The organism is Luteibacter sp. 621 (assembly GCF_050435445.1).
Lineage (GTDB): Bacteria > Pseudomonadota > Gammaproteobacteria > Xanthomonadales > Rhodanobacteraceae > Luteibacter.
In genome coordinates this window covers 168,244-180,273 of sequence record NZ_JBNDKI010000003.1, presented here as the reverse complement: position 1 = coordinate 180,273, position 12,030 = coordinate 168,244, and the positions used below count along the sequence as shown (strand labels likewise).

The 12,030-nt window shown below is 65.1% G+C and carries 11 protein-coding genes; 9 read left to right on the top strand and 2 right to left on the bottom strand.

What is annotated here, in order from left to right:
• Positions 1-3: 3 nt before the first annotated feature.
• The 9 genes from ABIE56_RS05290 (at position 4) to ABIE56_RS05250 (ending at position 10,248) form a co-directional block, all read left to right on the top strand.
• Positions 4-882 carry a CheR family methyltransferase gene (locus ABIE56_RS05290; RefSeq protein ID WP_429242785.1) on the top strand — a complete coding sequence of 293 codons (879 nt, stop codon included), beginning with the start codon at positions 4-6 and terminating at the stop codon, positions 880-882.
• Positions 879-1,541, top strand: coding sequence for a chemoreceptor glutamine deamidase CheD (gene cheD, locus ABIE56_RS05285; RefSeq protein WP_429242784.1), 663 nt, complete (start codon positions 879-881; stop codon positions 1,539-1,541). The genes ABIE56_RS05290 and cheD overlap by 4 nt, the downstream gene beginning before the upstream one ends.
• An 87-nt stretch (positions 1,542-1,628) precedes the next feature.
• Positions 1,629-2,759, top strand: a complete 1,131-nt coding sequence (locus ABIE56_RS05280; protein WP_429242783.1) for a protein-glutamate methylesterase/protein-glutamine glutaminase — start codon at positions 1,629-1,631, stop codon at positions 2,757-2,759.
• A 19-nt stretch (positions 2,760-2,778) separates the two neighbouring features.
• Entirely contained in the window at positions 2,779-3,966 is a 1,188-nt protein-coding gene (locus ABIE56_RS05275) for a methyl-accepting chemotaxis protein (RefSeq protein ID WP_429242782.1), read from the top strand.
• Positions 3,967-3,977: 11 nt separating this feature from the next.
• On the top strand, positions 3,978-4,283 hold the full coding sequence (locus ABIE56_RS05270) for an STAS domain-containing protein (RefSeq protein WP_429242781.1): 306 nt from the start codon (positions 3,978-3,980) through the stop codon (positions 4,281-4,283).
• A 923-nt stretch (positions 4,284-5,206) separates the two neighbouring features.
• Positions 5,207-5,485 carry a hypothetical protein gene (locus tag ABIE56_RS05265; RefSeq protein WP_429242780.1) on the top strand — a complete coding sequence of 93 codons (279 nt, stop codon included), beginning with the start codon at positions 5,207-5,209 and terminating at the stop codon, positions 5,483-5,485.
• 284 nt (positions 5,486-5,769) lie between these two features.
• Entirely contained in the window at positions 5,770-7,287 is a 1,518-nt protein-coding gene (locus ABIE56_RS05260; RefSeq protein WP_429242779.1) for a collagen-like triple helix repeat-containing protein, read from the top strand.
• 103 nt (positions 7,288-7,390) lie between these two features.
• Positions 7,391-9,055 carry a ShlB/FhaC/HecB family hemolysin secretion/activation protein gene (locus tag ABIE56_RS05255; RefSeq protein ID WP_429242778.1) on the top strand — a complete coding sequence of 555 codons (1,665 nt, stop codon included), beginning with the start codon at positions 7,391-7,393 and terminating at the stop codon, positions 9,053-9,055.
• A gap of 83 nt (positions 9,056-9,138) precedes the next feature.
• Positions 9,139-10,248, top strand: a complete 1,110-nt coding sequence (locus ABIE56_RS05250; RefSeq protein WP_429242777.1) for a catalase family protein — start codon at positions 9,139-9,141, stop codon at positions 10,246-10,248.
• 79 nt (positions 10,249-10,327) lie between these two features.
• On the opposite strand, the gene phbB is transcribed toward ABIE56_RS05250, so the two are convergent.
• Both phbB and gluQRS read right to left on the bottom strand, forming a co-directional pair.
• The gene (phbB, locus tag ABIE56_RS05245) at positions 10,328-11,080 is read right to left on the bottom strand and encodes an acetoacetyl-CoA reductase (RefSeq protein WP_247434595.1); all 753 of its coding nucleotides are present in this window, start codon (positions 11,078-11,080) and stop codon (positions 10,328-10,330) included.
• A 50-nt stretch (positions 11,081-11,130) separates the two neighbouring features.
• Positions 11,131-12,000 (bottom strand): tRNA glutamyl-Q(34) synthetase GluQRS, encoded by an 870-nt coding sequence (gluQRS, locus tag ABIE56_RS05240; RefSeq protein ID WP_429242776.1) that lies wholly within the window; start codon positions 11,998-12,000, stop codon positions 11,131-11,133.
• Positions 12,001-12,030 lie beyond the last annotated feature (30 nt).

Below are 12,030 nucleotides of genomic sequence, written 5' to 3'. Positions count from 1 at the left end.
TCGATGAACGCGCTCGTCAACAACGGCGATGCCGCCGTACAGGCGGGCGCCACCGGTCCGAGCCTCGGTGAAGCCGAGTTCGCCTTCCTGCGTGAGTTCGTGCTGCAGCATTGCGGCATCTCGCTGGGCGAGCACAAGCGCCAGCTCGTGCAGGGGCGCCTGCTGCGCCGCCTGCGCGCGCTGAACCTGCCGGGCTTCGCGGCGTACTGCGATCTGCTCCGCCGCGATCCGGATGCGGAGCTGGGCGAACTGGCCAGCTGCATCAGCACCAATGTCACCTCGTTCTTCCGCGAGATGCACCACTACGACATGCTCGTGGATGAGTTGCTGCCGCGCTGGCTCGAGGATAAGAAAGCAAACGGTGGCCGCCTGCGGATCTGGTCCGCAGGCTGCTCCACCGGCGAAGAGCCCTACGCCATCGCCATGGTCCTGGCCGAGGCGCTTGAGCGCACCGGTTCCACGGTCGATGCCAAGATCCTCGCCACCGACCTGTCGCCACAGGCCCTGGAAGCCGCCCGCAAGGGTGTGTACCCGGTCGATCGCCTGGGTGGCGTGGACGATGCGCGCCGCCGCCGCTGGTTCCTGCGCGGCGAGGGCTCGTTCGATGGTTACGTGCAGGTGCACCCGCGCCTGCGCGAGCTGGTCACCATCCAGCCGCTCAACCTGCTCCACGAATGGCCCATGCAGGGCAAGTTCGATGCCATTTTCTGCCGCAACGTCGTTATCTATTTCGATAAGCCGACCAAGCAGCGCCTGTTCGCTAGATACGCCGGCATGCTGGAAAGCCGGGGTTACCTGTTCCTCGGCCACTCGGAATCCATGTACGGACTCTCCGACGATTTTGACCTGATCGGCCGCACGGTTTACCGGAAACGTACATGAGCGACACGTTCGTCGCGCAGCCGCGGACTTTCGCCGGCTTCGACCCGAAGAGCGTCCTGCCGGGGTTTGAACACGTCCGTCGCTTCTGGGATCCCGCCCAGGAAGTGGTGACGGTGAAGATCCTGCCGGGCGAGTACTACGTCAGCACGCAAGAAGAAATGATCTCCACGGTGCTGGGCTCGTGCGTGTCCGCGTGCGTGCGCGATACGCGCCGCCGCATCGGTGGCATGAACCACTTCATGCTGCCGGAGCCGGCCAGCACCGATCGCGATAGTTGGGGCTCCACCGTGGGCCGCGCGGCGCGTTACGGCAACGATGCGATGGAACACCTGATCAACGCGATCCTGAAGGCGGGCGGTAGCCGCGATGATCTGGAAGTAAAGATCTTCGGCGGCGGCCGCGTGTTGCAGACCATGACCGATATTGGCCAGCGCAACATCGCCTTCGTGCAGCGCTACATCGCCACGGAAAAACTGCGCCTGTGCGCGGCCGATGTCGGCGATATCTACCCTCGCCACGTGCAGTTTTTCCCGGTGAGCGGCAAGGTGCGCGTGCGCCAGCTGCGCTCCACGCACGATACCCACCTGGCTGATCGCGAGAAGCGATACCTCAAGCGATTGGAAAACGATCCGATAAAGGGAGATGTCGAGCTGTTCTGACGCTGGCCGTCGAGCTGCTCCACCTTCCGCTCCATGCCTGGCCGGCCCGCCGCCCAGGATGTCCCGCCACCCGAGTTGCTAGTGCCCATGCAGAAAGTACGCGTCCTTATCGTCGACGACTCGGCCCTGGTTCGTAAGGTGCTGACCGCCATGCTCGAGTCCGATCCGGGCATCGAGGTGGTGGGCACCGCGCCGGATCCGTTGATCGCGCGCGAGAAGATCAAGGCACTGAACCCGGATGTGCTGACGCTGGACGTGGAAATGCCGCGCATGGATGGCCTCACGTTCCTCGAGAACCTGATGCGCCTGCGCCCCATGCCCGTGGTCATGGTCTCGACCCTGACCGAGAAGGGCGCGGACGTAACCCTGCGGGCGCTGGAACTGGGCGCGGTGGATTTCTTCACCAAGCCTTCGGCCGATCTCGCCAACACGTTCATGGAACACGCCCCGGAAATCTGCGCCAAGGTTCGCCTGGCCGCCGGTGCGAATCCGCGTGAGCGCTCCACGGTCACGAAGATCGAAAAGATCGACCTGTCGCTCGGTAAGCTTGAAGTCGCCCCGCGCCTGTCGGCGGATGCCGTGCTGCCGCGCGCGCAGACGCCGGGTAGCCGTGGTGGCCAGCGCATCATTGCCATCGGCGCCTCCACGGGCGGCACCGAAGCGATCCGCGTGGTGCTCGAGGCGATGCCGCCCACGGCGCCGCCCATCGTCATTACCCAGCATATTCCCGCCGCTTTCAGCGGCCCGTTCGCCGCCCGCATGGATAGTGTCTCCGCCATGAAGGTGTGCGAAGCGCGCGATGGCCAGCCGATCCAGGCCGGCCACGTGTACATCGCCCCCGGCAGCCAGCACCTGCTGGTGATGTGGGATGGCGCGCGCCACGTGTGCCGCCTGCACGATGGCCCGCCGGTGAACCGGCACAAGCCGGCGGTGGATGTGCTGTTCCGTTCCATGGCCGCCAGCGTCGGCGCCGCCACCGTGGGCTGCCTGCTCACCGGCATGGGCGACGACGGTGCCCGCGGCCTGGGCGAGCTGAAGGAAATTGGCGCACATACCCTCGTGCAGGATGAAGCCAGCTCCGTGGTGTGGGGCATGCCCGGCGCCGCCTGGAAGGCCGGCGCGGCCGAGGCCATGCTGCCCCTGGACCAGATCGCCGAGCGCCTGCTTGCCCTTGCCCATACCCCCATTCCCGCCGCCGCGGCTCGCGTCGGCACCTGAAGGAAGAAGAGACGTCACCATGGTCATTCCGAAGAACGAACGCATCACCGGTTTCGCGGTCAGCGCTGTCGCGCTGGTCCTCGTGCTGGTGTTCCGCGCTGCCTGGGTCGCACCGCTGGTGGTCGCCCTGCTCACCGCTACCTGGATCGCGATCGCCCTGCGCCCGCGCTTTGAGGAAGAACCGGTGGTAGAGCTGGTGGTGAGCAACAGCGTGCAGGCCGATGAACAGTCGGTGCGCGATGCGATGGAAGACGTCCGCAGCGCCATCGTCGATGAGCTGGGCCACGCCAGCCGCGAGCTGCACCAGGCGCTGGACCTGGTGCGTGATGCCGTGGCCGAGCTGGGCGGCGGCTTCAACGGCCTGTCGCAGAAGACCGGCAAGCAGCAGAAGCTGCTCAGCGAGATCATCGAGAGCGGCGGCAAGGGCATTTCGGTGCAGGATTTCGCCGATCGCACCGCCGGCCTGCTCGAGCACTTCGTGGGCCTGATCGTGCAGCTCTCGCGCGAGAGCCTGCGCATCGTCTACCGCATCGATGGCATGGCGAAGGAAATGGACGCCGTGTTCGCGCTGCTGAAGAACGTGAACACGATTGCCGAAGAGACCAACCTGCTGGCGCTGAACGCCGCGATCGAAGCCGCCCGTGCGGGTGAATCCGGCCGTGGCTTCGCCGTGGTGGCGGGCGAGATCCGCAACCTGGCCCAGCACAGCAACCAGTTCAACGAGAAGATCGGCACGCACGTGGAGCGTTCGCGCACCGCGATGGAGCAGCTGCGTGAGCTGGTGGGCCGCATGGCCTCGCAGGATATGAACGTGGCGCTGCAGGCCAAGGGCGATATCGACACGATGATGTCGACGATCACCGAGAGCAATGCGCGCACGAGCAAGGCGGCTGACGAGGCCGCGACGATCAACCGTGGCCTGGGCAACGATGTGTCCACGACCATCCGTTCGCTGCAGTTCGAGGACATCCTGAGCCAGCTGCTGCACCAGACGCGTTCGCGCCTGGTCGAGCTGCAGGAGATCACGGCCGATTGCACGCGTGATATCGAGGAGCTGGCCTGCGCGCCGGCGGATGCGAGCGAGCTGAGCGCGCGTGCGCAGCGTGTGCGCGCCCGCCTGGCGGAGCAGCGTGAGCGTGCGCGCCTGCGTTCGCGTGGCCCGGCACTGCAGCAGTCGATGGCTGCTGGCGATATCGATCTGTTCTAAGGGGAAGCACCATGTCGATCACGATTCATAACGATACCGAGCACGGCTGCCTTACCCTGCACCTGGGCGAGCGCTTTGATTTTTCGATCCACCGTGCGTTCCACGATGCGTGCCTGGGTGATGTGGCGCAGTCGCGTAGCTATGTGCTGGACCTGGAGCAGGTGACGGGGATGGATAGCTCGGCGCTGGGTATGCTGATGCTGCTGCGTGAACACGCAGGCGGCGACCGTGCAGAGATCCGTATCGTCAACGCGAGCGCCGACCTGCGCAACACGCTGCGCATCGCCGGCTTCGATAAGCTCTTCACCGTGCACTAACTGTAGGAGCGCGCTTGCGCGCGATCCGAGCTCACGAAAACCCGGCCAAGTGCCGGGTTTTTTTTGTGCGTGCATGTACGTTGCGCCTGCTTAGTCGGTTCATTCGCTGACGCGAATGCATGTTTTAAGCGGCATTCGCCGCTTCTCGCTGGGTAGGCTGAGGAAGCCGCGGGTGGGCCGGCCCTTGGGGCCGCCAGTCGCGGACCTTCGGACCGGGCCGTAGGCTCCCTCATCGCGAAACGCGGCACGCAAATCGGCCCTCCGCTCATGTCGGCCCCAAGGGCCGGCCCACCCGCGCACCCAATAATGAGGTAAGCGACAGGAGAGCAACGCGCGCTCTGTAGGAGCGCGCTTGCGCGCGACCGCGTCTCGGCAGGAATGGATATGTGCGCTGACGCGCCTACACACGATGTCCGATGTTCTTACAGACATCCGCGAATCATTTTGCTACGGTCGTTTCCGTTGCCCGCACGCACTTTGATGTACACCGTGCAGGCAACCACCGCTTTGTGCGGTGAGAGTCGCGAGCCGGGCGTGGTGAGACACACCCGACTCGCTAACCACAAACAGCTACTTGGAAGTTGATTATGGCTACCCCTGATCATACGGCACTCGCTCGCCCGCCGGATCCCCCCCGGCGACACCTCACCGGCTCACGGGCCGCCTGCCTAAGCCGTAGGCACGGTTGAAGGACCGCGACGAGGCCTGTTTTTGAGGTAATTCTTGATCGAATGAGGCAGGCGTTATGCCTGGTGTGCCTCACGGGCGGTCGTCGTCGCACTACATCCTCAATCAAGCCTCCCGGGGTCCGGTCACGGGCCACCGGTGTACCCGCGATCGTATGGTCCGTGGCATGGCAGGTCGTTTTGACTGTCGTGCCACGTTAGCGATGCGTGGGAAGCAACCCTTCAAGGAAGCGAGTGATGAATGTTGTAAGTGATACGTGGGCCGTTCGGCATGCGGGTGATAGTGCGGGCTGTGATCCGTCGGCGCATGAATTGTTGAACGAAGCGACGCAGTGGTTGCAGTACGCGCGTGGTGTGATGAGTTTGCTGGCAGATTTGATCCATGAAGCTGACGGCGTGGATTGCAAACAGGTGGCGTTATCGATGGAGGCGATTGCTGCCATGACACATTTAGGCGCTGAGCGCGTGGGCCAAGCCCATGCGCAATGGCATTGGCAAGCGAAAAACTCCCTGTAGGAGCGCGCTCGCGCGCGATTGGCCCCGCCGTAACCCCCATCGCGCGCAAGCGCGCTCCTACAGGAGCCGGGCGGACGTGCCGTTCAAGCGTGCACATTGTTAGATGTGCCTTAAATGAAGGCGTTTTCTTCGGGTCGTTTTCGCGCGATCTGAATAGATGGCCGAAATTGCACTACGTAAGGCTACTTACCGGCCTAATTTGCGTAACTTCAAAAATGTGAAGGGCGTCTCATGGTTCCGCACCCTCGTGGCACGGGGGTTCCTATGTGATCAGGAGGGGAATCATGAACGAGCAGAGCGTAGGCAAGCTTTTTACCCGCACATTGTTGGCAGGCGCGGTGTTCGCGGCCGCCGTGGCGATGTCGGCATGCAGCGGCCACGGATCGACGCATTCAGGGGGCGGCTCGGGTACGACAGTGAATCCAGGCGGCGCCGGCGGCACCGGTGGCGGGGATAACGGTGGCGGTGGTTCAGGGACGGGCGGCACCGGGGATAACGGTGGCGGTTCGGGTACCGGGGGTACAGGCGGCACCGGAGGCACCGGTGGTGGTGACGGCGGCGGTACCGGCGGTACCGGTGGCGGCGGCACGGGTGGCGGCAATGGAGGCGGCACCGGCGGTGGCGATGGTGGCGGTAATGGTGGTGGAAACGGCGGCGGGAACGGTGGAGGCAATGGCGGTGGCACCGGCGGCACCGGTGGTACGCCGACCGCAGCCAGCAACGCGGTGGGTGCCGTGGCGACGGGCCTGGGCGGCATCATTGCCTCGGTCGGCAACACGGTGACCGGCGTGGGCGTGCAGGTGCCGGGAACGACGGTGCTGGGTGGCACCAATGGCCTGACCAACTCCGTGGGCGATGCCGTGCAGGATCTCGGTGGCGCCGTCACCACGCTGGGTAATGGCGTGACCAGTGGCCTTGGCCAGACGGGCAACATCAGCGATCCGCTGGGTACCACGACGGATGTGGTCGGCAACGTCGTGACGCAGACCGGCGCCGCGGTGAATGACCTGGGCACGGGCGTGGGTACGGTGGGCGTCGGTACGCCGATCGCGCCGATCACCAGCACGGTCGCCACGGTGGTTTCGAACGTGGGTGGCGGTGTGGGCACGCTGGGCACGCAGCTTGGCGGTGTGCTCGATTCGGGTTCGGCGAACGCGCTGACGAAAGCCGTCAGCGATGTGATCACGCCGGTCGCGGCTTCCCTCGGCACGGCGGCAGCCCCGGATAGCTCCACCAACCTCGTCGCAGCCGTGGGTACGGGTACCGGCGGCATCACCTCCGGCCTGAGCGGTGGCGTCCATGCACTGGCCAGCAATGTCTCGGCTGGCGCGGGATCAGGCCCGGCGGCACCGTTAGCCGCCACCCTGGGTAACACGCTCGATAGCACCGCCAACACGCTGGGCACGCTGGGTAGCACGCTCAGCACGGGCGTGGGCAAGGCACCGGATGCCAACCCGGTCGGCACCACGCTTGCGGGCGCGGGTCAGACGGTCGCTTCCGTCGGTACCACCGTCGGTAGCGTCGGTACGGGTGCACTGGCACCGCTCGCGCCGGTTACCGGTGCGGTGGCAAACACGGTGACCCAGGTGGGTAACGGTGTGAGCTCGGTGGCGTCAGCAAGCAGCCCGCTCGCACCGGTCACCGGCGTGCTCAACAACGTCGTCAACGGTGTCGCCGCTGCCACCCCGCTGAGCAACACGACAGGCACGGGTACGGGTAACGGGGCAGGGTCCACGGACCCGCTCGGTGGTCTTCTCGGTGGGGTGAAGGGACTTCTCCGCCGCGGTGGCGCTGAGCGGTAAGGCAACGCGGGGGCGGCGCAATACCGCCTCCGTATGTCTTCAGGGAATGGCGCCGGCGGCGCAACGCCGGCGCCAATCTTGTATCTAACAGCAAAGGAATTTCATGAACCGGTGGATCGGTTGCCTGCTTGGCATAGCCGTCGTCAGTTCCGCACAAGCGCAGGTTCGCGCTCCCGCCAATCCGCTGCAAACCCTCCCGCGTACCGAAACACCCCGCCAGGCACCCGTGCAGGTGAACGTGCAGGCGCCGAATGAAGCGCTGCAAGCGCTGCTGGCGAAACACATCACGCCCACGCGGTTCGACGTGGTTGGCGTGAAGGCGATTCCTTTTGCCGATGTCGCTGCCTTGTTCGCTCCCATGCGCGGCAAGGACATCACGATTGGCCAGCTCGTTGAGGCGGCTAACAAGGTCACGGAGATGTACCGCAAGCGCGGCTATGCGCTGTCGTTCGCGTTCATCCCGGGACAGGATTTCGCGCAGGGCGTGGTGCGCGTGACCGCGGTGGAAGGCTATGTGTCGAAGGTGGATGTGCGCGGCGATGCGGGCAACATGGATAAGCGCATCCGTGCGATTGCCGCACGTGTGGTCGGCGAACGGCCGTTGCGCCAGGAAACCTTCGAGCGTTACACGCAGCTGCTCGGGCAATTGCCGGGCGCGAAGGTAAGCGCGAATGTGCCAGCGCCCACGACGACCGATGGCGCGACCACGCTGGTGCTGGATGTCACCCGCCAGCGCTACGACCTCAGCTACGGCCTCGATTTCAATCACCCGGGCACGCAAGGTGTTTTCAGCCTGCTCGAAAATGGCGCCACGCCGCTGGGTGAGCAGCTGAGTGTCTCCACCTTGTTCCCCAACGGCGGTGGCCAGCGCCTGTACAACGCCACGTGGCTGGAGCCGTTCGGCTCCGATGGCTGGCAGGGCAAGGTGGATGCCAGCCGCTACTGGGGGCGCCCGGATACGGGCGACCAGCTACCCGATTACCTCGATCACCAGTTGAGCCAGGATCGCCTGGCACTGTCAGCGCTGTATCCCATCAAACTGACCAACAGTGAGCGGTTGAACCTCACGGTATCGACGTATGCTTCGAAGCAAGACGATCGCTACCGCAATGTCGATAACGGCGTGATCGTCGCGCTGCAATCCAGCGTGCGTGTACTGAGTACCGAGCTCAGCTGGGTGAAAGTGAGTGGCAAGCGCAGCCGCCAGTTCAGCTTTGCCGTGGCGCATGGCTTCGATGCGTTTGGTGCCTACTCGCGCGCGGTGACCAATTTGCCGGTGGAACTGGGCATCGCCACGCCCGATGTGAAGTTCACCCGCTACACAATGAACCTGGCCCTGGCGGATCCGTGGCCGCATGGTTTCGGCACGGTGTTCCGTGCCATGGGCCAGTACAGCAACAATTCCTTGCCCTCCACGGAGCAGATCAACTTCGGTGGCCCAAGCTTTGCGTATGCTTACGATCCAGGCGATGCGGCCGGTGACAGCGGCTGGGCGGCATCGGGCGAGATCAACCGCGGTTTTACCGTGGCGTCGAAGTGGCTCACCTCACTCACCCCGTACATCGTGTACCAGAGCGCCCGCGTGTACCTCAACGGCGCGAAGCCCCTGATCGACCGGCTGGACTCCGCCGCCGTGGGCTTCCGCGCCTCGGATGGCAAGCACTATTCCATCGATTTCGCGTTGGCCCGGCCCACGGGCGACCGGCCGCCGGAGAGCAACGACCGCAAGACGCGCTGGAACCTGACGTTCAGCTACAAGCTCATGTAACACGGCTGTTACGCTCGGCTGTTTGCCACATCTTCACGGACGGCGCGCCACGATCTTGCGACACACCGTCCGGACGCCGTGCCATGCCCCTGTCCCTGTATCCACCGCCGTTGCGGTACCACGAATCCCTGGAGCAGGTTGAGCCGGACGAAGCGGAGACGGTCGAACAGCTCATCGCCACGCTTACCGATATCAACCAGACCACGCTGGAACACTCCGGGCATGCGTGGCGTTCGGTGCATGCGAAGAGCCACGCGCTGTTGACGGGTGAACTCATCGTGCCCAGCGATTTACCGCGTGAACTCGCCCAAGGCATCTTCGCGACGCCGGGAACGTATCCGGTGGTGCTCCGGCTTTCCACAGTGCCGGGCGATATCCTTGACGACAGCGTTTCCACGCCGCGTGGTATGGCGCTGAAAATCATCGGCGTGGAAGGTGAACGCCTGCCAGGTAGCGAGGGCGCTACGACACAGGACTTCGTGCTGGTGAACGGGCCAGCGTTCATCGCACCTACGGCAAAGAAATTCGCGAGTGCGCTGAAGCTCACCGCCGCCACCACCGATCGTGCGGAAGGCGCAAAGAAAGCCCTTTCCGCCGTGTTGCGTGGCACCGAGCGTGTGCTCGAAGCCTTCGGCAGCCGCAGTAGCACGTTGATCGCGCTGGGCGGCCAACCCGAGACCCACCCGCTGGGGGATACCTATTACAGCCAGGCGCCGATGCGCTTTGGCGATTACGTGGTGAAGGTGAGTGTCGCGCCACGCTCGCCGAACCTCACACGGCTCACCGATGCCACGCTCAACGTCAATGGCAAACCCGATGGCCTGCGCGATGCGATGCGCGAACACTTCGCCGCACAAGGCGGTGAGTGGGATGTACGCGTGCAGTTCTACACCGACCCGGACAGCATGCCGATCGAAGACGCCTCGGTGCCGTGGCCCGAGGAAAAGAGCCCGTATCTCGAGGTTGCGCGGCTGGTCGTGCAGCCACAGCCCGCGTGGAACGATGCCCGCCGCGCCGCCATCGATGATGGCTTGTCGTTCAGCCCGTGGCACGGCGTCGTGGAACACCGCCCACTAGGCTCGGTGATGCGCGCCCGCCGCCTGGCCTACAAAGTGATGGCCAAATTCCGCGCCCACCACAACAAGGTAGACATCAAAGAACCCACAACCCTCGACGACCTAAAGCTCCTGTAGGAGCGTGCTTGCACGCGATGGGTGCTTGCCGCGACCGCGAATCGCGCGCAAGCGCGCTCCTACAGAGGACGGGTAGTGCTTACCAACCCATGTAATGGCCACCATTGATGGCCAGGTTGGAGCCGGTGATCCAGCTGGAATCTTCCGAGGTGAGGAACGCCACGGCGTGGGCGATCTCTTCCGGGCGGCCCAGGCGGCCTACCGGAATCTGCGCCACGATCTTTGCGCGGATATCTTCCGGCACGGCCATGACCAGGTCGGTGCCCACGTAACCCGGCGAGACGGTGTTCACCGTGATGCCGAAGCGGGCGTTTTCCTGGGCCAGCGAGATGGTGAAGCCGTGCACGCCGGCCTTGGCCGCCGCGTAGTTGGCCTGGCCGTACTGGCCTTTCTGGCCGTTGATCGAGCTGATCTGCACGATGCGGCCCCACTGGCGGGAGCGCATGCCTTCAATCACCGGGCGGGTCACGTTGAAGCAGGCGTTGAGGTTGGTGTTCACCACCTCGGTCCACTGCTGGTAATCCATCTTGTGGAAGGTGGTATCGCGGGTGATACCGGCGTTGTTCACCAGGATCTCGACCGGGCCGGCCAGCTCTTCCACCGCGCGCACCATGTTGGCGGCGGAGACCGGGTCGGCTACATCGCCGGGCACCATCACCACATCAATACCGTCGCGGATCATGTCCTCGCGCCAGGCGGCCGCGCGGGCCTCATCGCGGAAGTTGGTGGCGACCCGATGGCCTTGCTGGGCAAGGTAACGGACGATCGCCGTGCCGATGCCGCCGGTGCCGCCGGTGACCAAAGCGGTGCGTTGCGTCGTGCCGTGTTTCATGACTCGCGTGGATCCCGTAAGTAGTGGCCCGCCGCGCGGGCAATCGTGTTTTATAGCGTCCGGGCGACAGTAAGACTACTGCGGCGAAGCGCCGCAGGCTCGAACGTGGCCAGCGCCGCGGCCAGCATGGCGGCCGGTGTGGCCGCCTCCGGCACGCCCAGCCCCAGCCAGGCCAGCGCCCCGCGCAGGGCCGGTAGCGGATCGGCCGGATCCACCGGCAGCGCCTTCTCCGACTTCGAGAGCTTGCGGCCTTCGGTATCGAGTACCAGGGGCAGGTGCAGGTAACCCGGGTGGGGCAGGCCGAGCAGTTCTTGCAAGTAGAGCTGCCGGGCCGTGGATTCGAGCAGGTCGGCGCCACGGACCACGTGGGTGATGCCCTGGAAGCCGTCATCGACGACGCAGGCGAGCTGGTAGGCCCATAGGCCTTCAACCCGGCGGATGACGAAATCGCCGGCCACCGCGCGCAGGTTTTCCGCCTGCGGGCCTTGCAGGTCGTCCACCCATTCGATGGTGCGGTCCGGCGAGCGCAGGCGCCATGCCGGCGCTCGCGCGGGATCCGGCCTGGCAATGCACTGGCCATCCCGGTGCAGGCCGCCGTGGGCCGCCAGTTCGGTACGGCTGCACCAGCACGGGAACACGTGGCCTGCATAACGCAGGTGTTCGAATGCCGCTGCGTACGCACCAGCGCGGTGCGACTGAAAGAGAACGGGTTCGTCGGTCTCGAAGCCGAATGCAGTGAGCGCCGCCAGGATGCCCTTGGCGGCGCCGGGAACCTCGCGCTGGGGATCGATGTCTTCCATGCGCAACAGCCACTGTCCACCGTGGTAGCGGGCGACCAGCCAGCTGCCGACGGCAGCCACCAACGACCCGAAATGCAGGGCGCCGGTGGGCGAGGGCGCGAAGCGTCCCCGGTAGCTCATGCGGTGTGGCCGGGCATCGGTTGAGATGAT